The 25,637-nt window shown below is 29.6% G+C and carries 25 protein-coding genes and 1 riboswitch; of the genes, 18 read left to right on the forward strand and 7 right to left on the reverse strand.

All coding sequences use genetic code 11. The annotated features are described in order from the left end of the window. Positions 1 to 1,290: ABC-F family ATP-binding cassette domain-containing protein (locus tag B3630_RS00270; protein WP_346894472.1), on the reverse strand; the 1,290-nt coding region annotated here is incomplete at its 3' end. A 683-nt stretch (positions 1,291 to 1,973) separates the two neighbouring features. Between B3630_RS00270 and B3630_RS00275 the strand changes: the two genes are divergently transcribed. Then, positions 1,974 to 2,567: a GNAT family N-acetyltransferase gene (locus tag B3630_RS00275; protein WP_346894474.1), complete on the forward strand. Its 594-nt coding sequence runs from the start codon at positions 1,974 to 1,976 to the stop codon at positions 2,565 to 2,567. Between the two features lie 93 nt (positions 2,568 to 2,660). Here the strand turns inward: B3630_RS00275 and alr are convergent, their stop codons facing one another. Together alr and B3630_RS00285 are read right to left on the reverse strand one after the other, a co-directional pair. Continuing rightward, positions 2,661 to 3,821: an alanine racemase gene (gene alr / locus B3630_RS00280; RefSeq protein ID WP_346894476.1), complete on the reverse strand. Its 1,161-nt coding sequence runs from the start codon at positions 3,819 to 3,821 to the stop codon at positions 2,661 to 2,663. A 150-nt stretch (positions 3,822 to 3,971) separates the two neighbouring features. Beyond that, the gene (locus B3630_RS00285; RefSeq protein ID WP_346894478.1) at positions 3,972 to 5,435 is read right to left on the reverse strand and encodes a PLP-dependent aminotransferase family protein; all 1,464 of its coding nucleotides are present in this window, start codon (positions 5,433 to 5,435) and stop codon (positions 3,972 to 3,974) included. Positions 5,436 to 5,655: 220 nt separating this feature from the next. On the opposite strand from B3630_RS00285, the gene B3630_RS00290 reads away from it, so the two are divergent. The 4 genes from B3630_RS00290 (at position 5,656) to B3630_RS00305 (ending at position 8,765) form a co-directional block, all read left to right on the forward strand. Then, the gene (locus B3630_RS00290; protein ID WP_346894480.1) at positions 5,656 to 6,261 is read left to right on the forward strand and encodes a DUF445 domain-containing protein; all 606 of its coding nucleotides are present in this window, start codon (positions 5,656 to 5,658) and stop codon (positions 6,259 to 6,261) included. A gap of 90 nt (positions 6,262 to 6,351) precedes the next feature. After that, a riboswitch (PreQ1 riboswitch) is annotated at positions 6,352 to 6,396 on the forward strand. 117 nt (positions 6,397 to 6,513) lie between these two features. After that, positions 6,514 to 7,494: a nucleoside hydrolase gene (locus tag B3630_RS00295; protein WP_346894482.1), complete on the forward strand. Its 981-nt coding sequence runs from the start codon at positions 6,514 to 6,516 to the stop codon at positions 7,492 to 7,494. A 19-nt stretch (positions 7,495 to 7,513) separates the two neighbouring features. Then, complete coding sequence (locus B3630_RS00300) at positions 7,514 to 8,074, forward strand: ECF transporter S component (RefSeq protein WP_346894484.1); 561 nt, start codon at positions 7,514 to 7,516, stop codon at positions 8,072 to 8,074. Position 8,075: 1 nt separating this feature from the next. Beyond that, a complete protein-coding gene (locus tag B3630_RS00305) occupies positions 8,076 to 8,765 on the forward strand; it encodes a radical SAM protein (protein ID WP_346894486.1) in 690 nt (229 codons plus the stop codon). A gap of 65 nt (positions 8,766 to 8,830) precedes the next feature. Here the strand turns inward: B3630_RS00305 and B3630_RS00310 are convergent, their stop codons facing one another. Next, on the reverse strand, positions 8,831 to 9,724 hold the full coding sequence (locus B3630_RS00310; RefSeq protein ID WP_346894488.1) for a D-alanine--D-alanine ligase: 894 nt from the start codon (positions 9,722 to 9,724) through the stop codon (positions 8,831 to 8,833). Between the two features lie 356 nt (positions 9,725 to 10,080). Here B3630_RS00310 and B3630_RS00315 point away from each other — a divergent pair, with 356 nt between their 5' ends. Both B3630_RS00315 and B3630_RS00320 read left to right on the forward strand, forming a co-directional pair. Next, positions 10,081 to 10,536 carry a hypothetical protein gene (locus tag B3630_RS00315; protein ID WP_346894490.1) on the forward strand — a complete coding sequence of 152 codons (456 nt, stop codon included), beginning with the start codon at positions 10,081 to 10,083 and terminating at the stop codon, positions 10,534 to 10,536. Between the two features lie 159 nt (positions 10,537 to 10,695). Beyond that, positions 10,696 to 12,177, forward strand: coding sequence for a nicotinate phosphoribosyltransferase (locus tag B3630_RS00320; protein ID WP_346894492.1), 1,482 nt, complete (start codon positions 10,696 to 10,698; stop codon positions 12,175 to 12,177). A 77-nt stretch (positions 12,178 to 12,254) separates the two neighbouring features. Here B3630_RS00320 and B3630_RS00325 read toward each other — a convergent pair whose 3' ends face one another. From B3630_RS00325 to B3630_RS00335, 3 genes are all read right to left on the reverse strand, one after another. Further along, positions 12,255 to 12,560 (reverse strand): hypothetical protein, encoded by a 306-nt coding sequence (locus B3630_RS00325; protein WP_346870256.1) that lies wholly within the window; start codon positions 12,558 to 12,560, stop codon positions 12,255 to 12,257. A 17-nt stretch (positions 12,561 to 12,577) separates the two neighbouring features. After that, entirely contained in the window at positions 12,578 to 13,369 is a 792-nt protein-coding gene (locus B3630_RS00330; protein WP_346894494.1) for an SDR family NAD(P)-dependent oxidoreductase, read from the reverse strand. 101 nt (positions 13,370 to 13,470) lie between these two features. Beyond that, positions 13,471 to 14,331, reverse strand: a complete 861-nt coding sequence (locus B3630_RS00335) for a metallophosphoesterase (protein WP_346894496.1) — start codon at positions 14,329 to 14,331, stop codon at positions 13,471 to 13,473. A gap of 238 nt (positions 14,332 to 14,569) precedes the next feature. On the opposite strand from B3630_RS00335, the gene B3630_RS00340 reads away from it, so the two are divergent. The 11 genes from B3630_RS00340 to B3630_RS00390 all read left to right on the forward strand — a co-directional run bounded on the left by B3630_RS00340 (position 14,570) and on the right by B3630_RS00390 (position 25,567). Next, complete coding sequence (locus B3630_RS00340; protein WP_346894498.1) at positions 14,570 to 15,595, forward strand: low specificity L-threonine aldolase; 1,026 nt, start codon at positions 14,570 to 14,572, stop codon at positions 15,593 to 15,595. Positions 15,596 to 15,856: 261 nt separating this feature from the next. After that, complete coding sequence (locus B3630_RS00345) at positions 15,857 to 17,047, forward strand: MerR family transcriptional regulator (protein WP_346870991.1); 1,191 nt, start codon at positions 15,857 to 15,859, stop codon at positions 17,045 to 17,047. 128 nt (positions 17,048 to 17,175) lie between these two features. Then, the gene (gene arcA / locus B3630_RS00350) at positions 17,176 to 18,408 is read left to right on the forward strand and encodes an arginine deiminase (RefSeq protein ID WP_346894524.1); all 1,233 of its coding nucleotides are present in this window, start codon (positions 17,176 to 17,178) and stop codon (positions 18,406 to 18,408) included. 158 nt (positions 18,409 to 18,566) lie between these two features. Beyond that, positions 18,567 to 19,562, forward strand: coding sequence for an ornithine carbamoyltransferase (argF, locus tag B3630_RS00355; RefSeq protein ID WP_150843778.1), 996 nt, complete (start codon positions 18,567 to 18,569; stop codon positions 19,560 to 19,562). A gap of 149 nt (positions 19,563 to 19,711) precedes the next feature. Next, complete coding sequence (gene arcC / locus B3630_RS00360) at positions 19,712 to 20,647, forward strand: carbamate kinase (RefSeq protein ID WP_346894500.1); 936 nt, start codon at positions 19,712 to 19,714, stop codon at positions 20,645 to 20,647. Positions 20,648 to 20,885: 238 nt separating this feature from the next. After that, positions 20,886 to 21,170 carry a putative quinol monooxygenase gene (locus B3630_RS00365; RefSeq protein WP_346894502.1) on the forward strand — a complete coding sequence of 95 codons (285 nt, stop codon included), beginning with the start codon at positions 20,886 to 20,888 and terminating at the stop codon, positions 21,168 to 21,170. A gap of 449 nt (positions 21,171 to 21,619) precedes the next feature. Then, positions 21,620 to 22,519 (forward strand): arginase, encoded by a 900-nt coding sequence (gene rocF / locus B3630_RS00370; RefSeq protein WP_346894504.1) that lies wholly within the window; start codon positions 21,620 to 21,622, stop codon positions 22,517 to 22,519. A 102-nt stretch (positions 22,520 to 22,621) separates the two neighbouring features. After that, the gene (locus tag B3630_RS00375; RefSeq protein ID WP_346870986.1) at positions 22,622 to 22,810 is read left to right on the forward strand and encodes a DUF1858 domain-containing protein; all 189 of its coding nucleotides are present in this window, start codon (positions 22,622 to 22,624) and stop codon (positions 22,808 to 22,810) included. Positions 22,811 to 22,974: 164 nt separating this feature from the next. Continuing rightward, positions 22,975 to 23,178, forward strand: a complete 204-nt coding sequence (locus B3630_RS00380) for a cation transporter (RefSeq protein ID WP_150843782.1) — start codon at positions 22,975 to 22,977, stop codon at positions 23,176 to 23,178. A gap of 66 nt (positions 23,179 to 23,244) precedes the next feature. Then, positions 23,245 to 24,111 (forward strand): SDR family oxidoreductase, encoded by an 867-nt coding sequence (locus tag B3630_RS00385; protein ID WP_346894506.1) that lies wholly within the window; start codon positions 23,245 to 23,247, stop codon positions 24,109 to 24,111. Positions 24,112 to 24,322: 211 nt separating this feature from the next. Next, a complete protein-coding gene (locus B3630_RS00390; protein WP_346894508.1) occupies positions 24,323 to 25,567 on the forward strand; it encodes a metal-dependent hydrolase family protein in 1,245 nt (414 codons plus the stop codon). The last annotated feature ends 70 nt before the right edge of the window (positions 25,568 to 25,637 follow it).

The raw sequence follows: 25,637 nt of genomic DNA on the forward strand, positions 1-25,637 counted from the left end.
TTTAATACCACAACGACCAAGGGCTGCTCTTATTTCGCTCTGAGATTTTTTAGGGAAAGAATCCCAAACTTCCTCAAGGGGAGTATGGTTTGAACCATGAACCTGTTGCTCAAAGTAAGCTGGGTACAGATAATCTCCAAGTTTTATATCACCATCTATTGGAGGTATTACTCCCATTATGGTCTTTAAAAATGTGGATTTACCTATACCATTGCAACCTGTAATAGCAATTTTTTCACCTCTTTTTAAAGTAAGATCAAGATTTTTAATAAGTGGATAGCTGTAGCCAATGGTTAGACTAGAGCTTTTCATCACAAGGGAAGCAGAGGTTCTTTTAAAATTAAAAGAAAAACTAGGTTTAGGTGAAATTATTTTTGGTTTTTCTAGTTTTTCAATTTTATCAAGAGCCTTTTGTCTACCCTTAGCCATTTTTGCAGTAGAAGCACGAACTTTATTTTTATCAATAAAGTTCTGAAGCTTTTGAATTTCCTTTTGTTGAGCAGTATATTCAGCTATATATCTTTTTCTTTCCTCATCTTGTAGTTTTAAGAAGTTATCATAATTTCCCATATACCTTTTTATAGAGGAAAACTCTAGATTGAAAATTACATTTGTAATTTTGTTTAAAAAGCTAGTGTCGTGGGATATGACCACAAAAGCATTTTTATAGTCATGTAGATATTTAGATAACCACTCTATATGCTCTTTATCTAAATAGTTAGTAGGCTCATCTAAAAGTAATATATCAGGAGCTTCGAGAAGTAGTTTTGCTAGCATAACCTTAGTTTTCTGACCTCCACTTAAATTTTTAAAGGGAGTATCCATACCAAGGGCAGTTATACCAAGCCCTTTACACATAGTTTCAATATGCTTTTCAATATTATAAAATTCACTAGAATCCAGCCTATCTTGAAGATGACCTAATTTATTGATTAATTTATCATAGTCATCTACATCTCCGGTAGCTAATTTATTACTTATGGATAAGAGCTTTTCTTCTAATTCATAAAGATTTCTATAGGCTTCCCTTAAGACTTCTTTTATGGTTAAATTTTCGTTTATATCAGAATTTTGTTTAAGATATCCAATCTTACAGGAAGAAGCTTTAGTAAAAGTACCTTCATCGCAGATTAACCTTTCAGTTAAAATGTTAAATAGGGTAGTCTTACCAGCACCATTAACTCCAACAAGACCAGCGTGTTCGCCCTTTAATAATCTAAGGGACATGTTTTTAAAAATAGTTTTATCTCCAAAACTAAAGCTTATATTTTCAATATTTAATATACTCATGTCTATATACCTCCGTAAAATAAAAAAGGAAAGAGGCTTTGCTCTTTCCTTAAAATTCATGTAAATTAATGCAATGAAAATTATATCCTAAATCATATCAGTGAAAATAATTAGATCACATATTAGCTATAATAATAATAGTATAGTGATACTAATTTAAATTATATATGATTTAGAGTATGAAAAAAGAGTCTTATCCTGTAAAAGATAATTCTATTCAAATGTTTAGGTAAAAAAGGGCGCAGCTATCCCGTTATTAACCTAAAACACTTACAAGAACTACCATTTTACACAATTCGACTCAACCTCTTTCTTTGCATTAATTTATTTTAAATATAATAATATTCAATATATTTATTATTACATATATACATAAATATTATACCATAGTAGTTGAAAAAGTAAATACAGTAATAAAATAACTTTTGCTTTTAAACATACCCTCATACTAATCCTAGTAAAGACTTTGTAATTAAGAGAATGAAGTGAGAAGTAGATATTATAGAAAATACTTATTGTAGGCATTAATAAGTACTAATAGGATAATTGTATAAATTAGTAAGAATTCAATAATAGCATAAAAGTACTAAATACTGCAGATTTAAAGCCTTAATTAATTTTTCTAATAATAATATAATAGAATTAAGAAGTTTAAATAAAAATTTCATGAAAGAGGGATAATTATGAAAAACTTAACATTAAGAGATGCAACGGAGGTGGATGCCCCCATTATCGCTGGTCTTATATATGATACTGAGGAAACACCAGATCATATTTGGGGCCAGGGCACTAAAGAGGAAATTTTAAATAGGATTCAATGGCTAGTATTAAGTCAGGAATCTAGATATTCATATTTGAATATAAAGGTAGCAGAACTAAATGGAAAGACCTGTGGAGCTATAATTCTTTTAAACAGTGAAGAAATATCTGATTTAGATACAAAAACTAGTTTTGAATTACTTCATATGATAAAAGGAATTAAAGGAAAAGTAAAATTTATAAAGGACCTTATTTTAGGAATGTACTTAAAAGAGGGTGGAGATAGAGAGTTATATATAGCAAACTTAGCAACTACTAAAAAAGTTAGAGGTCTTGGAATAGGAAAAGAACTAATGAAGTTAGCAGAAAAGATAGCTAAAGAAAAAGGATATAAAGGTTGTTCACTGCTAGCTAAGGATGAGAAAGTAAGAAAGTTCTATGAAAACTTAGATTATAAATTTGAAAAGGAAGAAAAGTATTTTTCTCAATATTTATATAGAATGGTAAAAATGTTTTAATGTTATATATGTAAATTATAAGGACTAAATGTCCATGATATATATTACCTATGAAAAAAGTCTTGTCATTTAGAAATGACAAGACTTTTTTCATTATATGGTATTTCTAACTTTAAATACTTCTTTATTCTTAATATATACTCTAGGAATTCTGGATTTAATTCTGCAAAGAATTTCGTAGTTTATTGTGCCTAAGGCTTCTGCCATATCATCAGCGTTAAATTTTAAGTCTCCCTCTCCACCTAAAATAATAACTTCATCACCAGTTTTTACATTTTCTATGTCTGTTACATCAATCATACACTGATCCATACAAATTCTACCTAGAATACTAGCAAATTTACCATTAACAATTACCTTAGCATTTTCACTTAATGATCTAGGATAACCATCTCCATAGCCTATTGGTAGTGTAGCTACAATAGTTTTTTTATTAGTTTTAAAGGTTTTACCATAACTTATATACATATCCTTATGCAATTCTTTTACATGGGCTACCTTTGCTTTCAAAGTTAGAGCTGGTTTTACTGAAAGGTTATCCTTAGAAACTTCTTTAGAAGGGTAATAACCATAAAGTATAATGCCTGGTCTCACGCCATTTAAATAAGTTTTAGGCATATCTATAATTGCTCCACTATTAGAAATATGTTTTAACGGAATTTCAATTCCAAGAGCTTTTAAATCCTTCATAACCTTTTTTAATTTAAAAAGTTGTTCATTGGCATAGGATTTGTCTTTTTCATCAGAGGTGGAGAAGTGAGAATATATTCCAATCACTTCTAAACCTTCTAAGTTATAAACTTCATTTATAGTTTTAACGGTATCATCACCAGGGAGAAATCCTATTCTACCCATACCAGTATCTATGGCAATATGGATTTTAGCTTTTTTATTAAGGCTTAAGGCTATTTTAGATAGTTCCTTTGCATAATCTAAATCATATACTGTTTGCTCAATATCATAATTTATTAGCTCTTCGCCTAAGTATAAAGGAGTATATCCTAAAATTACTATAGGAGCATTAATATTATTTTCTCTAAGCTCTATGGCTTCTGTCAGCATTGCTACAGCGAGTCTAGAGGCGCCATTTTCTAAAAGGGTAGGAACAACATCTACAGCTCCATGTCCATAGCAATCTGCTTTTACGATAGCAATGAGCTCTTTATCTCCAACTAATTTTTTTATATTTTTTGTGTTAGTGGCTATTGTATCTAAATTTATCTCAGCCCATACAGGTCTCATTATTTTTTCCATTGTTACACCTCGTAATTTCTTTCATTATTTCTAGTAAGCTATTTTAGTTATATTCATTAAGAATTTACTTCGTTATATCAAGTGAAACTTACCTTATACTATTATTTTAGTATAATTACATTAAATCACAAGAACCAGTTAGTACAGGATTTATTGATAAGGTGGTTTACTTAGCTTTTTTATATTATCACTAATTATTTTTATTCCTACTTTGATATCTTCATCACTTACTCTACCAAAGCCTATTCTAAAGCAGTTCTTGCCTTTGCCACTATTTATATAAAAGATATCACCAGGCATAAATAGCACATTATCCTTATAACATATATCTAGAAGTTGTCTTGCATCTATATTATTTTTAAGCTTAATAAATATATGAAGGCCACCTTCTCCAGTAACATATTCATAAGGGATGTATTCATTTATCATTTCCATAACCAGATTATACTTATCTCTATAATATTTTCTTACATTTTTTACATACCTACTAAAGGCTCCACTTTTTAAGTAATAGTAAAAGGAAGCTTGATCAAGGAAAGAAGAGTGAATGGTTCTACCTCTTTTTACACTTTCTAAAACATCAATTAAATCTTTACTTGCTAAAATCCATCCAATTCTAAGGCCTGGAAAGAGTATTTTAGAAAGACTGCCAATATAGATTATACTATTACCCGTGCCACTTAATGATGCTATGGGATCGATGGGAGAGCTAGAGTATAGAAGCTCTTCATTAAATCCATCTTCAATTATAGGTACAGAGTACTGTCTAAAAAGATTATAAATTTCTTTTCTTCGTTTGGTTTTGGTTACAATACCTGTAGGATTATTATAAGAAGGGATTATATATCCAAATTTAGGATTATACTTTTCAAGCTTCATTTGTAAATCTTCTAAATCCATACCTTCTTCATTCATTTTTACCTGGATAACTTCAATTTCATGGGATTTCATAATTTTTAATGCTGTATTATGGGTAGGTTCTTCACAAAGGATTATATCTCCTTTTTTAGTTAAAGAACCTATAATAATATCAAAGGCTTCAGTAAAACCGTTAGTGATTAATATATCTCTACCTTCAGTATTAACTCTTTTTTCCTCCATATACTGAAGAAAATATTGGATTAAAGGGGCATATCCCTTAGCATATCCATAGTTTAATAGGTTTTCTTCCTCATAAGTCCAAGCATCTAAGAGAGCTCTTTTAAAGTCATCCATATTAAAGAGACTAGGTTCAGGGGCAATAGATTTAAAGGAAATCATATTGTTTTTATAGGTAAGTTCACTTTTAATAATATCAAGATTTCTAAGGGTATCAGCATAATTGTTAATCATATTCATAAAATTAATATTATATTCTTCACAGGTGTTTTCAGTCTCCATTAAAATAAAGGTACCAACACCCCTCTTAGTAGTTATTATTCCTTTGCTTTCCAGTTCTTCATAGGCAGCAATGACAGAATTTCTACTTATGTTTAAAAGCTTACTTGCTTCTCTTGTGGAAGGTAGTTTACTATCTTTTTTTAATTCACCCTTTTTTATTCCATTAATGATATGTGTCTCTAGTTGCATATAAATAGGTTCATCCTTATTTATAATTAGAGTAGAAAATATCATATTTAACACCACCTATTTTTTTATTAATTGTATTCTTATAAAAGTTATCATAAGAATACAAAGTAAAAAAGATTCAAGTTTGCATTGGTTATCTTTACAAAACCAAACAAAAGAATCACTTAAAAATAGTTTATTAGAAAAATAAGTTAGTTTCAATAGAAAAACAAGAATAATTGTTGTAGAATATTAATAGAAATTTTGAAATACTTAGGAGGACATCATGAATAGTTTAGTTATTGTATTTTTATTAGCAGTAGTAGGAGGGGTTATTGGATGGGTAACAAACATATTAGCTATAAAGCTTATGTTTAGACCAATTAATCCAATTAAAATCCCATTAATAAATTTAGAGATAGTAGGATTAATTCCAAAGAGAAAAAATGAAATAGCACAAAATATTGGAGAAGTGGTGGCAAAGGAGTTATTATCAATTGACGATATAATAAATAATGCAATCACAGAAGAGGATAAAATTATATTTAGTCAGTTAGTTAAAAATAAAATAAGAAATTTAGTGGCAGGAAAGATGGATTTTGTGCCAACACCCTTTAGGATCATGGTTCAAGGGCCAATTAATAACATTATAGAGGAAGAAGTTGATGAGGCTTTAAAGGAAATGGAAAGTGAAGCTGTTAATCATATCAAAGATAAAGTAGATATTAAAGAAATGGTTGAAGAAAAAATAAATGAGTTGGATTTACAAGAACTTGAAAGAATTATTATAAATGTAGCTAAAAAGGAATTAAAACATATTGAAGTTTTGGGCTTTATCTTAGGAGCTGCAATAGGTATAGTTCAAGGATTAGTGGTTATGCTCTTTAAATAAGAATATACATAATTATAGATAAGCAGTTGATATGAAGTATAAAATATGATATGTTAAATTAAGAATTTAATAAAAAATCCACAGAATTCTGTGGGAGAGGTTCGTAACCATCCCTCTATAAAAAACTAGGGAATAAGACTTATATGGTCGTGCTATACCCTTAGTGCGACCTTTTTTAGGTTGTATTTTTTATGCCTTGGGATGGAGCTCAAGGCATTTTTTTATGTTTTCATTAAGAAAGGAAGAGAAAAGATGGACAAGAGAAAAGTAATAATAGATTGTGATCCAGGAATTGATGATTCATTGGCTATAATTCTTGCACTAAAATCAAAGGAGCTAGAAGTGAAGGGTATAACTATAGTATCAGGGAATGTTCATGGAAAAAAAGGGGCAGAAAATGCATTAAAGATACTTAAAGAACTAAATAGGTTAGATATACCAGTATATCTTGGGGAATGCGAACCTATGGAAAGAAAATTAATTACTGCAGAGGATACCCATGGAAGTGATGGACTTGGAGAAAGTTTCTTACCAAGGGTAGAGGAGGTAACCTATAAAGAAGGTGCCGTAAATTTTATTCTAGATGAGTTAAAATCAGAGGATATCACAATTATCGCATTGGGTCCTTTAACTAATATAGCAAAAGCTTTAGAAAAAGATTGTGAAGTTACAAGAAAGATGAAGGAGTTAGTTCTTATGGGAGGAGCTTTTAAGAGCTTTGGGAATTGCTCTCAAGTAGCAGAGTTTAATTTCTGGGTTGACCCTCATGGTGTAGAAAAAGTCTTTAAGGAATTAAAAAGGAAGATTACTATGGTGGGATTAGATGTTACTAGAAAATGTGTTTTAACTCCCAATTATATTGAGATGATAAGGCAGTTTAATGAACCTCTTGGAGAGTTAATTGTAAAGATAACTAAATTTTATGTGGACTTTCATTGGAACCAAGAAAGAACCTTAGGATGTGTAATTAATGATCCACTAGCAGTAGCATATTTTATTGATCCTGAATTATGCTCTGGAAAGGAATATTTTGTAGATATAGTTACAGAGGGAAAAGCTATAGGAATGACACTGGTGGATGAAGGGGATTTTTATAGAGAAAAACCAAATTGTCTAGTGTTAACAGAAGTAAATTCAAAAGGTTTTATGGAAATGTTTCTAACAAGAATTTTTCCAAAGCATAAAGAAGATATAATAGCAGTTTTAAATAATTCTAAATATGGACTAAATTAAGAGGAGGAAGGTTAGAAATATGAATAGTAAAAAGAATAAGAGAATTATTTTTATGGGTTTAGCCGTAGCTATAAACTTAGTAGGAGGATTTATAGCATTATCATTAAAACTTCCAATTTACATTGATACTATAGGAACTATTTTAGTTTCAATAGTATTTGGACCAGTAAGTGGAGCTGTGGTTGGAGGATTATCATCAATTATTAATGGTATAACCTTTGATCCTATTTCATTTTATTTTTTACCAGTACAATTAGTAGTGGGTATAGGTACAGGAATGTTATTTAGAGGTAAGAAGGTTGGAGTTTTAAAGTTGATTTTAAGGATATTACTAGTTACAGTTTTAGGATCAGCAACAGCAGCAGTTATTGCTTCCTTTGTTTTTCAAGGTGTAACTTCCTCAGGTTCAAGTATTTTAGTTGCAATACTTAAAAACTCTGGAATTAGTATTATTACAGCAGTTTTTTCTACTCAGATTTTTACAGATTTATTAGATAAAGCTGTGAGCTTTGGATTAGTTTTTACAATTATTAAAATGTTACCATTAGATATTAAAAGCAATATTGTTGGGGATGAATAGTATGGATAGATATAATATAATAACAGGGAAAAATAAAAGAGAAATAGTATTACTAAAGGCTTTTCCCTGTGTTTGGGGGAAGTGTACATTTTGTGATTATATAGAGGATAATTCAACAAACTCTTCAGAAATCAATGATATAAATAAAAAGGTGTTAAAGGAAGTAAAAGGAACATATGGTACCTTAGAAGTGATTAATTCAGGAAGTTGCTTTGAGTTACCTATTGAAACCTTGGAAAGTATTAGAAAAATAGTAAGAGAAAAGCATATAAAAAAGATGTTCTTAGAAAGCCATTGGTGCTATAGAAGTAGATTACAAGAAATGAGAGATTTCTTTGGAATTGAAATTATTTTTAAAATTGGAGTTGAAAGTTTTGATAACAATTTTAGAAATTTAGTGTTAAATAAAAATGCTAGGTTTAAAGACTATAATGAAGTTAGAACGTATTTTAGTTCAGTATGCTTAATGGTAGGAATAAAAGGGCAAAGTAAAGAAATGATTAAAAGAGATAGTGATATAGCATTAAGTCATTTTGATTATGTAACAATAAATATATTTACAGAAAATACTACGGATGTTAAGAGAGATGAAGAATTAATAGGTTGGTTTGAAAAGGAATATAATTTCCTTAAGGATGTTAGTAAAATTGAAGTGTTATTTGAAAATACAGATTTTGGAGTAGGGGATTAATTTAAGAATTGCCTTATTAAAAGATGTAATATACGAGGTGAGGCAATTACTCACCTCGTATATTATTATATTAATGAAAATTCAATAATCTTATCTAGTAAAGTTGAATATTCCATGTTAGCAGCTTTTGCACTTTTGGGGAATAGAGAATTTTTAGTCATACCAGGTAAAGTGTTTAGTTCTATTACATAGGGTTTATCATTACTCACCATTATATCTACTCTTGCGTAGGCTTTACAATCAAAGATTCTATAACATTTCTTAGATATTTCATTGATTTCATTTTCAAGGAATTCTGAAAGAATAGCTACTTCCTCTAAGGTATCTGTATCATTGTACTTAGATTCATAATCAAAGAAAGTTCCTTTATGGATTATAGATAGGATAGGTAGTGTGTCTCCATTCAATAGGGGAACGGTGTACTCGCTACCATTTATATATTCTTCTATAATTATTTCATCACCATACTTAAATCCTTCTAAAATAGCATTCCTAAGTTCTTCTCTGCTATAAACTAAAGAAATTCCAATACTTGAACCACCGCTGTTAGGTTTAACTATCATAGGGTATTTTAATTCTTCTATCTCTTTTAAATTTACACCTTCATGTTTGTATAGATTAATTCCCTTTGCTATAGGAATACCCTCAGCTTTAAGAATTCGCTTACATTGTTTTTTATTCATGCAAAGGGCACTAGTCAAAGGATTACTTCCGGAGTATGGAATTCCTACACTTTCCAAAATACTTTGAATAGCACCATCTTCTCCAAATTCCCCATGAAAGGCTAAAAAAGCAAAATCTAAGTCGTGAATTTTATCTATAACTTCGTTTTTAGAGTTTATAATCATAGGAATTACTTCATATTTATCTCTATTTAGGTTTTTAATTATTTCTTTTCCAGATAAAAGGGATATTTCTCGCTCAAAGGAAATTCCACCCATTAATACTCCAACTCTCATATATACATCTCCTCAAATTTATATTCTTATACTATAATAATATTTCAATGAAAAAAAATAGAAAGTACCATTAAGTAATGGATTTTAGATAAGGGTGGTTTAAGAAGGTAGCTTAATTTTTTAAATTGTTATTTTATTTGTATTGCTAGTAAATAAATGTGTTTGTATTACATTATAAATTATATTGAATATAAGTATGGCATAGCGTATAATTATTCTCAATATAGGAATATAATGGATGGAATTAAGGTGTGTATGAACAATTTATATAGCAAATATGAATTACATCTAAATTTATCTATGCAGAGGTAAAATAAGTATTTAGAACATATCAATATTTTTATATAGGAGGAGAAATGAAAAGAAAGATATTTATAGGAATGTTAGTCATAGTAGCAATAGGGATAATATATGTCATTTATCCTAAACAGGGAACTTTTGAAGAGTTTATTATAAATAGGTATAACATGAATAATTGTACTAGTGTCACCTTTTTTTCTTTAAAAGGAGGAATTGATTCATCTGAATCATGGAATATATATAAAGAAGAAAAGACAATGAAATTTATAGATTATATGAAGACTGTGAAAATGAAGGAAAATAGAAGTAGTGATTATGGAGCGGAATATTTTATGACAATTATAGGCTCATATAAAGAAGATGGGTCAACAGGTCCAATAAGAATTGATATAGCTTGGATTAATGAAAAAGAGATTATAGTAAACTATAATGACCAAAAAAGAAGGTATTATAAAATAGTAGAGGAAGACTTTAGTATGGACAAGATTAAAGCATTACTAAAAGATGGGTAATGCTTTAGGTTAATATAACTAAGAATTTGTTAGAATAGTCCTTAGTATAATAATCCAAGAATTAAGAAATAACTAAGAATAATATATTTATTTTTAGTTATAAGTCTTTGATTTAATAAGGGTTAATAGGAGAACTAAGGAAAGGAAGCTTGTTAACATATGAATACTAGAGTAGATGGTTGTGTAAATATAAAGAGAAATTTAAGCATGTTAACGGATTTTTACCAATTGACTATGGGTAATGGATATCTAAAGAAGGGCATGAAGGATAGAATAGCATATTTTGATATGTTTTTTAGAAAAATTCCTGATGATGGGGGATATGTAATAATTGCTGGATTAGAACAATTTATAGAGTATATAAATACTTTGAGTTTTACTGAAGAAGACATAAGCTTTTTAAGGGAAAGAGGAATATTTTCTGAAGGTTTTTTGGAGTATTTAAGAGATTTTAAATTTCAATGTGATATATGGGCCATTCCAGAGGGCACGGTAGTATTTCCAAATGAGCCTATAATAACTGTTAGAGGGCCAATTCCTCAAGGGCAATTAATAGAAACCATGCTACTTTTAACTATAAATCATCAAAGTTTAATTGCTACTAAAGCAAGCAGAGTTGTTAGAGCATCTCAGGGGCGAAATGTTTTAGAATTTGGTTCTAGAAGAGCTCAAGGTTATGATGGAGCATTATTAGGAGCAAGAGCTGCTTATATAGGAGGTTGTTTTGGAACTGCATGTACAATGGTAGAAGAATTATATGGAATTCCATCTCTAGGAACCATGGCTCATAGTTGGGTTCAAAGTTTTCATAGTGAATATGAAGCATTCAAGGCTTATGCAGAAGTTTATCCCACTTCCAGTGTACTTCTTGTGGATACCTACAATACTCTTAAAAGTGGTATACCTAACGCAATAAGAGTTGCTAAGGAAATATTAGAGCCTAAAGGAAATAGATTAAAGGGAATTAGGTTAGATAGTGGTGATATTGCATATCTTTCAAAAGCTGCTAGGAAAATGTTAGATGAAGCTGGCATGGAAGATTGTAAAATAACTGCATCTAATTCCTTAGATGAATACCTTATTAGTGACTTGTTACTACAGGGTGCTGAGATAGATATCTTTGGAGTAGGAGAAAATCTAATAACTTCTAAATCTAATCCTGTATTTGGAGGAGTATATAAGTTAGTAGCTATAGAAAGTGAAAACAAATTAGAGTCTAAAATAAAATTAAGTGAAAATCCAGAAAAGGTAACTAATCCTGGTTTTAAAAAATTGTATAGGTTTTATCATAAGAAAACTAATAAAGCAGTAGGTGATTTACTTACCTTAAGGGACGAAGTTGTAGATGAAAGTAAGCCATATATTCTTTTTCACCCTGTTCATACATGGAAGAAAACTGTTTTAACAGACTATTATGTGAAAGAATTACAAGTGAAAATCTTTGATAAAGGGCAATGTGTATATTCATGTCCTAGTATTCAGAAAATTAGAGAGTATTGCAAAGGACAGGTTGAAACCCTCTGGGAGGAGTCTTTGAGGCTTAAAAATCCTCACAACTACTATGTAGATTTATCTGAAGAACTATGGACGCTAAAATATGATTTAATTAATAAATATTCCAATGAAGAAAGTCATCCTTAGAAAAAGTTAATTATCAATATATAAATATAAAAATGACTATATGATATGAATGTCACATAGTCATTTTACGGCTTCATTTATTTATTCATTAAAGGTAAGCTATTTAGATTTACAGAGTCTTTTCTATTATTAAGATTACTTAGAGTTTCATGACCTTTTTCTGTTTTACCTAATGAATCTATTAGTATATTTTTAGAGTTTTGGGTTTGAATTGTATGTTGATCCTTAACCTGTTCTTCGTTGGAGAAATCATCATTAATTTTTATATGATCTAGATCTTTATTTAAAGTAGTTACATAGTCTAAATCATCATCCATAGAAGAAATAATATCTTTTGGCTTAAATAGAATTTCTTCAAAGTTATTGTTATATTTGCTATTCATTATGGGCCTCCTTATAATTAGTTTTTTAATATGTTTTTAGCTTTTACAACACAGCCCTGAACACAAGGAGCTATGTATCTAAGTTTAGGGTGAGGTTCTTCTGTAGCAGCTACATACTTCATGACTATGCTATCCAAATTAGATGATTCAGTTAGTTTAAAGTATAGATATTGTTTCCTCTGTAATTTATTTATTCTATTTTTAAAGTATGAGCTTACCTTCATCCAATTAAACTGTTTACTTATATTTAATTGATTGAAACCTGTAGCATAGGAACCAGGTTCAATTAAGATTACAGGAATATTCACTCTTGTAAGTTGCTTAAGTTCTTTATTTAAACAATATCCAATGGATTCAAGGGCGAATTTAGTAGAACAGTAGGGTGATAAAAATGGTATAGCCATGCGACCAGTTAAGGAAGATAGAAATATAATTCTTCCCTTTCTTCTTTTTATCATTCCTTTTAAAATGATCTGAGTCAATTCTATAGGACAAAACACATTGGTTTCAAAAGTAGCCCTAAATCTGTTTACATCTATCTCAGCTACGGAGCCAGAATCTCCTATGGCAGCATTATTTATTAGTACGTCTATAGGTAAGTCTCTTACTTTTTCTCTATCTTCTTTACATAATACATCTAACTTAAAGCTTTCAATGGGAAGTTTCCATTTTTTATTTAACATATTTAATTTGTATGCCTGTTCATCAGTATGAGTGGTTGCGTAAACATAGTGACCTCTACTGGCCAAGGTTATAGCTGCTTTACGTCCAAGACCAGAACCACAACCAGTTATTAATATGTGTTTCAATATTATCACCTCTAGGTTAGTATGTGTTTTATTTCACTTATAATTCTTCTTATACAAATAATGACTTATGGAAATTTATCCATAAGCCATTAATCAATAATTTATTCATTTGATAAAGTTACAACTACTAATTCAGGTCGATTAAATATTCTTTGAGGAGCTAGGCTGTTACCAAGCCCTCTACTAATTACTAAAGATGTAGAGTTTAACCTGTGGATTCCATTGGTGTATTTAGGAAAAAAACCTTGATCTGGGGCTATAATTCCACCTAAAAATGGAAGGCGAATTTGTCCACCATGGGCATGACCGGAAAAGACTAAATCTATATTTTCTTTGGAGTAAAGTGTAATTAGTTCGGGTCTATGAGAAAGTAGAATAGTAAAATTATTTTTACTTTCAGTTTTTAAATTACCTAATATCTTTTCAAAACTAAAAGTAGGGTTGGGGTACTCGTAATTATCTACGGGATTAAAACATATGTCTGCTAGTCCCAAAAGAGAAATAGTAGCGCCATTTAACTGTATATTTTTATGAGTATTATCCACATTTATGACCCCATACTCTTCGAAGATGATTTTTAATTCATCATATAAATCTGATCTTGATTCATGATTTCCAGATACGTAGTATACAGGAGCGATATCTACAGCTGATTTTATGTAGGATTTAGCTATATTCATATTATCTTTATTTGTTCTTCGGCTATCAATTAAATCACCAGTAACTACAATTATATCTGGATTAATTTCTTTAGTTAAGGATATTAGAGTTTTTTGATTAGCTCCAAACTCTTTATTATGCAAATCCGAAATTTGAAGAATTTTATATCCATTAAAACCACTAGGAATTTTTGAGTTTACGTAATCTATATTAGTTACAACTATATTATTATTTTGCCAATAACAGAAAATTATAATAAGTATTAGTAAAATCATTACAATTATTAATTTTTTTATATTCATATTACACATCCTTATATTAATTATTAGCATATTTTATTATATTAAATAACAATTTTAAAATTAATTTATCTATAGTATACACAAATATATTTCTTTACTAAAGACAAATGCACAATATTTAACATATATGTAATAAGTGCAAAATCATAATAAGAACCCCTTTCATAAGTCTATTTAGCCTTTATTGATATTTCCATGGCAAAGTGATAGAATATGAAAAAATGGAGGTAGTATTATTATGTATAGCTTTAAAAATGACTATAGTGAAGGAGCACATCCAAGAATATTAGAGGCATTAATCAAGTGTAATATGGAGCAGAGTGAAGGTTATGGAGAAGATATATTTACAGTAAGAGCTATTAAGTTAATTAAGGAAAAAATAAGAAGAGAAGATGTAGATGTTCATCTTTTAGTTGGAGGAACCCAAACTAATCTTACTGCTTTATCAGCCTTCTTAAGACCTCATGAAGCGGTAATTGCAGCAAATACTGGTCACGTGCTAGTTCATGAAACTGGAGCCATTGAGTCTACAGGGCATAAGGTTATTTCCATAGATGTGGAAGATGGAAAATTAACCAGAAAAAATATAGAAGCTGTAATTGAAGAGCATACTGATGAACATATGGTAAAGCCAAAACTTGTTTATATTTCGAACTCTACAGAAATAGGAACAATATATAAAAGAGAAGAGATAGAAGCGTTAAGTCAAGTGTGTAAAAAACACGATTTATACCTTTATCTTGATGGTGCACGATTAGGTTCTGCACTATGTTCTAGTGAAAATAATATGAAAATCTATGAATTAGCTCAATTAGTAGATGCCTTTTATATAGGTGGAACCAAAGGTGGAGCTTTAATGGGAGAAGCTCTTGTTATATGTAGAGATATTTTAAAAAAGGATTTCAGATACCATATTAAACAAAAGGGAGCTCTACTTGCAAAGGGAAGATTATTAGGAATTCAATTTGAAGAATTATTTAAAGATAATCTATATTTTGATTTAGCAACTCACGCTAATAATATGGCTCAAATTCTTAAAAAGGGTATTGAAGATGCTGGGTACAGTTTTATGATAAATTCATCTAGTAATCAAATTTTTCCTATACTCCCTAATAACTTAATTAACAATCTTGAAAAAAAATACTTATTTATAATTTGGGAAAAAATCGATAAAGAGAAATCGGCTATTCGTCTTGTTACATCATGGGCAACGGATAAGGAAAAAGTATTAGAGTTTATAGCCGACATGAAATTATATAATTAATGTATAAAAAGATAGAAAGCTAGATTTAACTAGTTAATTCTGTCTTTTTAATTATATAAAATATAAGTATTAGATAGAAAATTTGAAGTTAACTAAAAAAGTAAGAATATTATGCAAAATTATGATACAATTATTACATACAACACTAAGTAAGTTGTATAAATGTAATAAAATTCATAAAAAGGTATTGACAGTTACCTTACGTAACCTTCTATTATATTAATATAGGGTAAGGTATACGATTGCTTTGGGGGGATAAATATGAATAGTGATGAATTTTACACCACTGGGGAATTTGCAAAGAAAGCAGGAGTTACCATTAGAACTATTAGATATTATGATAGCAAAGGAATTCTTAAGCCATCATATACTAATAACCTAGGATATAGATTTTACTCTGATGAAGATTTTATAAAATTAAAAAAAATCTTAGCTTTAAAGTATTTGGGATTATCCCTGGATGAAATTATAAGCACAGAAAACTGTGATTATAAGAAAGAAGATATGATGAATTCTCTGAAACTTCAGAAAAGTATTATTAAAAATAAGATGAATAATATGAAGGTAGTATTAAATGCAATAGAAACTGCTGAATTTAGTATGAATGAGAACTCTAATATGAAATGGGAAGAGGCTATTGACGTAATAAAATCTTTAGAGAGTGAAAAGGAATTACTGCAACGTAGTAGAGATGCATCTAATTTAAATGAAGGTGTGAAGTTAATGGATAGATTCTCAACAAATAGGTATGGTTGGTATCCATGGGTATTTGATAATATGAAAATTAAAAAGAAAGATAAGGTTTTAGAAATAGGTTGTGGTAATGGAGTTCTATGGGCTAAAAATATGGACAATCTACATGAGAGTATAGAGGTTACTCTAACAGAGATATGTGAAGATATGATAAATGAAGCAAAGTCAAATTTACGAGATAATTCAAAAAGGTTTAATTTTATAATAACTGATTTAAACTCATTACCCTTTGATGATAATAGTTTTGATGTAGTAATTGCTAATCATATATTATTTTTTATGAAAGATATAGATCTAGCTCTGGCTGAAATAAAAAGAGTTATTAAACCCAATGGAGTAGTATACTGTTCTACTATTGGAAGTAATCATTTAAAGGAGTTACAAGAATTAATGTTAAGCTTTAGCAGCAATATACGTATATATGAAGATAAGTTATCTTATAAATTTGGATTGGAGAATGGAGAAAATATACTTAATAAGTATTTTAATACAGTAGAGAAAGTTTTGTATGATGATAAGCTTATAGTTAATGACACCAATAATATATTAGAATATATTTATTCTATACCTGGAAATATATTAGACATTATAGATTCTAAGAAAAAAGAATTTGAAGGTTATATAAAAAAAATAATTGATAAAAATGGAGAAATTTATATAACCAATAGTTTAGGTTTATTTAAGGCTAAAAATATATAGAGTGTAAACTTTTACTTGCGTAAAACAATATTACATAATTTAATTTATTACTTAGGTTATGGGATATTGATATTATAAATAAAAAATTGTTAATTTAAATAAAGTAATTTTAATTAACAAAATATTGTATAAGAAAGGAAAGAGTTATGGGAATAAATGTTACAAGCGAAATTAAACCATTAAAAAAAGTCTTGTTGCATAGGCCTGGTGCAGAAATTGAGAATTTAACACCGGAATATCTGGAGAGATTATTATTTGATGATATTCCTTATTTAAAAGTAGCACAGGAAGAACATGATGCCTTTGCACAGGTTTTAAAAGACAATGGAGTAGAAGTTGTATATTTACATGAATTGGCAGCAAAAGTAATGGAAGACCCAGATGTTAAAGATGAATTTATTAAAATGTTTATAAAAGAAGCTAAAGTAGAAAGTGAACAAGTTAAAGAAGAATTATATAACTATTTAATTAGTTTTAATTGTAATGAAGAGTTAATTAGAAAGACTATGGCTGGAATTAGTAAGTCAGAATTGAAGAAAGCAAAAGCAAGGCATTTAGAGGATTTTTTAAATGAGGCATATCCGTTTATTACTGATCCAATGCCAAATCTTTATTTTACAAGAGATCCATTTGCATCAATTGGAAATTCAATAAGCTTAAATAGGATGTATTCTGAAACAAGAAATAGGGAAACTATATATGCACACTTTATATTTAAATATCATCCTGATTTTAAGGGAACTAATAGGCTTTATGACAGAGATTTTGATTATAATATAGAGGGGGGAGATATTCTTAATATATCTGAAAAGGTTCTTGCAATTGGAATATCTCAAAGAACGGCTCCACAGGCTATTGAAAAAATATCAGAGAGAATATTCTTTGAAACACCAGATACAAAAATCGAAACTGTATTAGCATTTAAGATACCAAAGACTAGAGCATATATGCACCTAGATACAGTATTTACTCAAGTTGATTATGATAAATTCACTATTCACCCACAAATAGAAGGACCTCTTGAAATATTTGAATTAACTAAAGGGGAAAATGGAAAAGTGAAAATTACTAAGGAAAGTATGACATTACAAGAGGTATTGTCGAAATATTTAGAATGCGATGTAAAGCTAATTCGATGTGGTGGAGGAGATTATGTAATTTCACAAAGAGAGCAATGGAATGATGGCTCTAATACTTTATGTATAAGACCAGGCGAAGTTATTGTATATTCAAGGAATTATGTGACTAACAAGATATTGGAAGAGTATGGGATAAAAACTCATGTTATACCATCATCCGAATTATCAAGGGGACGTGGAGGTCCTAGATGTATGTCTATGCCTTTGATTCGTGAGGTTTAATGACACAAATATAACCAATATTTATTTTGTATTTTAAATTAACTAAAAATATAATATATTTGTAAAATAAAAAATCTTCTTTAAGTATTCAATAATTAAATACCGAAGAAGAATAAAATAAAATTATGTAAAAACAACATATTAGGGGGAGTATAACAATGGCAATTAATTTAAGAGGACGTTCATTTTTAAAATTATTAGATTTTACACCAGAGGAAATTAGATATTTATTAGACTTATCTAAGGACTTCAAAAATTTAAAGAGAGCTGGAGTATCTCATAAAAATTTAGAGGGAAAGAATGTTGCAATATTATTTGCTAAGGATTCTACTAGAACAAGATGTTCTTTTGAAGTAGGAGCTATGGATTTAGGTATGGGTGTTACTTATTTAGGACCTACAGGTTCTCAAATGGGTAAAAAGGAATCTATTGCAGATACAGCTAGAGTATTAGGTAGAATGTATGATGGTATAGAATATAGAGGTTTTGACCAAGAAATAGTTGAAGAGTTAGCAGCTTATGCAGGAGTTCCAGTTTGGAATGGATTAACAACTGAATTCCATCCAACTCAAATGCTTGCAGACTTATTGACTATAGAAGAGAAGTTTGGAAGATTAAAAGGAATTAACTTTGTATATATGGGTGATGCCAGAAATAATATGGGTAATTCTTTAATGGTTGCTTGTGCAAAAATGGGTTTAAATTTTACAGCTTGTGCACCAAAAGAATTATTCCCAGCTGAGGAGCTAGTTGAAACTTGCAAGGAAATTGCAAAGGAAAATGGATGTACTGTAACATTAACTGAAGATGTTATGGTTGGAACAAAGAATGCAGATGTTATCTATACAGATGTTTGGGTATCTATGGGAGAACCAGATGAAGTTTGGGAAGCAAGAATAAAAGAGCTAAGACCATATCAGGTAAATAGGGCTGCTATGGAAAATGCTAAACCAGAAGCTATATTCATGCACTGTCTACCAGCATTCCATGATTTAAAAACTGTAGTAGGAAAAGAAATGGGAGAAAAATTTGGAATGACAGAAATGGAAGTTACTGATGAGGTATTTGAGTCAAAACAATCTGTAGTATTTGATGAAGCTGAAAATAGAATGCATACAATTAAAGCAGTTATGGCTGCAACTATAGGGCTATAATAATTAAACCCCTTTCTTACAATTAAGAAAGGAAGGGGTTTACCCTATTATTTAATTAGCTAAACAATAAAATATTATATTTAAGGAATAGATAAAAATATAATAGTCTCAACATATTTTATATTTAAATTATATATGGGGTGAATTAAATGAAGGAACTGGTAATAGCTTTAGGGGGAAACGCCTTAGGAAAAACAGCTGAAGAACAATTAGATTTAGTTAAGCATACAGCAAAAACCATCGTTGATTTAGTAGAAGAAGGCTATAATGTAATTGTTGGACACGGTAATGGTCCACAGGTTGGAATGATAAATTTAGCTATGGAATTTGCAGCAAATAATGGAGCAAATACTCCATTAATGCCTTTTGCAGAATGTGGTGCCATGAGTCAAGGATACATTGGATATCACTTACAACAATCCATTAGAACAGAGCTTATATCTAGAGGAATTAGAAAAAATGTTGCTACAGTAGTTACTCAAGTTGTAGTTGATGAAAATGATGAAGCTTTTAAAAACTTAAGTAAGCCAGTAGGAATGTTCTATAGTAAGGAAGAAGCTGAAAAGATAGCTGCAGAAAAAGGATTTACATTTGTAGAAGATTCAGGTAGAGGATATAGAAGAGTAGTTGCATCTCCACAGCCGCAAAAAATTGTAGAGCTTGAAACAGTTAAACAATTAGTTGAACAAGGTACTATAGTTATTACTGTTGGCGGTGGTGGTATTCCTGTAGTAGAGGAATCTGATGGATCTCTTAGAGGTGTTGCAGCAGTTATAGATAAAGATAAATCAAGTGCAAAACTTGCAAAAGATCTAGATGCAGAAATGCTAGTTATTTTAACAGCTGTTGATAGAGTTTGTATAAACTTTAACAAACCAAATCAAGAAGAACTATCAGAAATTAATCTAGAAGAAGCTGGTAAATATATACAAGAAGGCCATTTTGCTAAGGGTTCAATGTTACCTAAGGTAGAAGCATGTATGGACTATGTTAAATTCAGTAATAATGGTAAAGCTTTAATAACTTCACTAGAAAAAGCTAAAGAAGCTTTACATGGTATTACAGGAACTATAATAGAAAAATAATCGAATTTTATCTGGGTAAAACTAGAGTATGAGGATTTAAAGCATCTGTGAAAGCTGTTTTAAGTCCTCATTTTTATATGTAAATTTTAGTAAAGGTGATATAATTCTTTTATAGGCTGTTTAACTATTTTTATATTTCTCTATTCTGTTAGGGTTAAAATCTATGAACCTTGAAGCAGGTATGGGGCGATATTATGGTGAACATTAACTAAAAAATTTATATTGGAGGTATATGAAGATGATTACTATTGTAGCAAAAAAGACTATAAAGGAAGATAAAAAAGAAGAATTTAAAAATTTAGCGAATAAACTTATAGAAGAAAGTAGGAAAGAAACTGGATGTATAGAGTATGATCTTTATGAAGATTTAAGAAATAGTGATAAAGTTGCATTTATTGAGGTTTGGGAGAGTGAAGAAGCAATAAAGTTACATAACAATACAATACATTTTACTAATCTTGTACCAGAACTCGCTAAATTTCAAGAGGGAGAAACAGAGATAACTCTTTATAAAAAAAGATAGATAGAAAGCCTATTTCAAGTATAATATTGAAATAGGCTTTATTACATTTGAGAAAGTATTCCTTAATTATAACTTGATGTATGTATAAAAATACATATTTTAATAAAAGGCAATGGAATATATGATAAGTTTAATATATTGAAAATTTTACAAGATATTCTTTAAAATGAAATGAATTTTATTACATATATTATAAAACCTTAAAGTTAACCACATAATTATCCATTAGAACAGTGAATATTATAACAGTTAATATATAAAAATATATATATTCGATAAAATAAATATTAGTTTTCTATTGTAATTTTATTAGTTTTGGAATAAAGTAATAATTGCTGATAAATTTCTAGGTTATATTAGATAGATACATAATAAAAATAGGGATTTGAAAGTAAAATTTGACTGAATGCTAATATAACATAAGTGGCATTTTAACGGAGGGGATTTATATGGATATTAACTTAATTGGAGTACCTCTTTATTATGGTTGTGATAGAGCAGGGGTAGAAAATGGACCAGATGAATTAAGAGAAAGTGGAATTAAAGAATTACTAGAAAATCATAAAAATAAGGTATATGATTTAGGAAATATTTATGTTAATAATACAAAGGATAAGCAACCTTTTGCGGCCGGAGTAAATGCAAAATACATTAATGAAATTATAGAAGTAACTGAGAATTTAGCTAATTCAGTTTATAGTTCCCTATGCGGTGGAGGTTTTCCTATAACTTTAGGTGGAGATCATGCTTTAGCTATGGGAAGTGTTGCTGGCTCAAGTAGATATTTCCAGGGAGATTTAGCTGTAATATGGATTGATGCTCATGGAGATATAAATACCTTTGAGACAAGTCCTACAGGAAATGTTCATGGTATGCCATTAGCTGCATCCATGGGTTTTGGAGATGAATCTTTAACAAATTTATATTTTAATGGTATAAAAGTTAAAAAGGAAAATGTATTTATAATTGGAGCAAGAGATTTAGATGAAGGTGAACTTCAATTAATTAAAGATAAAAATTTAACTGTTTGGACTATGGATAAAGTAAGAGAAATAGGTGTAGATAAAGTGTGTAAAGATCTTTTGGAAGGTTTAAAAGCACGAGAAATAAAAAATATTCATATTAGTTTTGATATAGATTCTGTAGATCCGGAATTAATAAAGGGTACAGGAACTCCAGTTCCAAATGGATTTAATATAAATGATGCAGAAAAGTTATTAACTAGTATATTTAATACTAGATTAGTTAAATCTATGGATTTTGTAGAATTTAATCCATGGTTAGATGATACTAACACTACGTTAAAAAGTTGTATGACATTAATAAAAAAAATAGGTGAATTAATATAAATATAAAAATTAAATAATTAAATCTGTAGAAATGTAGTATACTATGTTTAATGATATATATTTATATCTAAGTTAATCAAAATTAAAATGGAGGTAATAGTTATGCAAGTAACAAAAGAAATGACTATTGGGGAAGTAATAAGACAAAACGAGAAAGCAGCAGAAGTTTTAATGGGTTTTGGGATGGGTTGTGTTGGATGTCCTTCAGCACAAGCGGAAACTCTTGAAGAAGCATGTATGGTTCACGGATTAAAAATAGATGACTTATTAAGTAAACTCCAAGCTATTTAGGAATAAGATATAAGATTTAAAGACGCTACATGGGTAGTGTCTTTTTTTATAGATTAATTTATAAAAATAAAATGTAGATAGTTTAGAATTAGTATTTATATGCATAAAAATTGCTCTTTTAAAAGATAATATATTAGAAAACTAATAATTGGAGGTAAATTAAAATGAAATCAGTACATTATAATGTTTCCGGACTAGTAAATTCAGAAAGTAGAACTAAGTTAAATAATTCTTTAGATAAAATTAATGGTGTACAACAGGTTTGTGTTGATATAGCAAGGGGTACAGTGGAAGTAAATTATAACAGTCCAGCAACTCCAGAAGAAATTAAGGATTGTATTTGTCATACAGGGTATATAGTAAAGTAATAACAGATAGAGTAAGGGTAATGGAGTTAAAGCATTAATTTCTATATATAGATAAGGAGTGTTAAAATGGACTACAATTTTCCAATTGGGTTTAAACCTCAACATCAAAATATACAGCCAGGCATTGAAAGTGAAATGAAACCAAAACCTATCTATGAAATAGATGATTATCATAAAACTTCAGACAGATTAAAGGGCAAAATAGCTTTAATTACAGGGGGAGATAGTGGTATAGGGAGAGCTATTTCTATACTATATGCAAAAGAAGGAGCAAAGGTATGTATAATCTATTTAAACGAACATGAAGATGCTAAGGAAACAAAAAGTCTTATTGAAGAAAGAGGAGGAGAGTGTTTACTCATTTCTGGAGATATTGGTAATGAAGACTTCTGCAAGGAAGCTATAAAAAAAGTAGTGCAAAAGTATGGAATTATAAATATTTTTGTATCAAATTCAGCAGAACAACATGAGTGTCAACAAATTAATGAGATAACTAGTAAGCAATTACATAAAACCTTTGATACAAACTTCTTTGGAGCTTTCTATTTAACAAAAGAAGTACTCTTTCATATGAAGAAGGGGGATTCAATAATATATACAACTTCTGTAACAGCCTATGAAGGAAATGAAACTTTAATAGATTATTCTTGTACTAAAGGAGCTTTAACAGCCCTAACTAGAAGTTTATCAAAGTCATTGGCTACAAGAGGAATAAGAGTAAATGCAGTGGCACCAGGCCCAGTATGGACGCCGCTTATACCATCATCATTTCATAGTGATAAGGTATCTACTTTCGGCAGTAATACCTTGTTTAAAAGAGCAGGTCAGCCTGTTGAAATTGCAGAGAGCTATGTATTCTTAGCTGGAGATGGGGCTTCATTTATAACTGGAGAAACTATTCATATAAATGGTGGTCAATTTATAACTAGTTAATAATTTATATAATTAAATTAAGTTACTTAGTTAGACTATGAGTAGATAATGTAACTATTGTCTACTCATTTTATTATCATGAAATAAATCATAAAAAGCATAAAATTAAGCCTGTTTAATTTTACATATATGGTATAATAATGAGTTGAGGCAAACTATTGGACTATATCAAAGCAAAACATAGTAATATGCATAATTTAGGGGGTAAAATATGAAAAGTATAGCATTTATAGGAGGACTATTAATAAATGGATTGGGAACTGAACCTATCGAAAATTCCTTAGTTCTTGTTGAAAATAAGAAAATTACTTATGCTGGAGTGATGAAAGAGATAGAAGAGAATTATGAAATAATAGATATATCAGGAAAAACTATTATGCCAGGACTTATAGATTCTCATCTACATTTTAGCGGAAATAGAACAGATAGTGATACAGAATGGGTATTAGAGCCTGTGATACAAAAGACAATTGTAGCTGTTGCTCAAGCTAGAGAAGCTTTGGAACATGGACTAACATCCGTAGGTGAAATTTCTCGTTCTGGAATTCATCTTAGAAATATGATTGAGGAAGGAATAATACCAGGACCACGTATAGTTGCAACAGGGTTAGGGTTTTGTAGAACTTCAGGACATGGAGATTCGCATAATTTACCATTGGTCTATAATGAAGATTCACATCCATGGGCAGAAAGAGTTGATGGACCATGGGAACTGCGTAAGTCTATCAGAAAACGAATACGTGAAAATCCTGATGCTATAAAAATATGGTCTACTGGAGGAGGTATATGGAGACATGATGCCAAAGCAGCATCTCACTATTGTATGGAGGAAATACAAGCTGTGGTAGATGAATGCAATATGGTTGGATTACCAGTTTGGTCTCATGCTGAAGGTTATGAAGGAGCTTTAAATTCATGTAAGGCTGGAGTTTCTGCTATAATCCATGGTCAGGAATTAAATGAAGAATGTTTAGAAATAATGAAGGAAAAGAATATAAGCTTTTGTCCAACCCTTCAATTCTTCTATCAGTGGTTTACAGTGTACGAGCCTCCCTATAGAAAAATTTTAGATGATTATGAGGGAGAGACAGTAGCTGAAAAGGAGCTAAATCGTATAATAAGTAATCTAAGAAATGCAAATAAAAAGGGAATAAGAATAACGGTAGGTTCAGATTCCTTCTGTAGTAGTTTAACTCCCTATGGAGAATATGCAATAACTGAAATGTATACTCTTTGTAAAGCTGGACTTACTAATATGGAGGTAATTTTAGCAGCTACAAAAAATGGGGCAGAAATGTTAAAAATTGATGATATAGCAGGTACTTTGGAGTCAGGTAAGTTTGCTGATATTATTGTATTGAATGGAAATCCATTAAAGGATATTCATGACATAAGAAGTGGTAACATGCAGATAATTATGAAGGAAGGTATCTTTGTAAAGAAAAATATAAATTAATAATTTAAAGAGTTGTCTTAAAATACACTAGGTCTTAAATTGATGTTTAGATATCACTTCCTTAATTAAA

Source organism: Clostridium sp. UBA7503 (assembly GCF_002477055.1).
GTDB lineage: Bacteria > Bacillota > Clostridia > Clostridiales > Clostridiaceae > Clostridium_J > Clostridium_J sulfidigenes.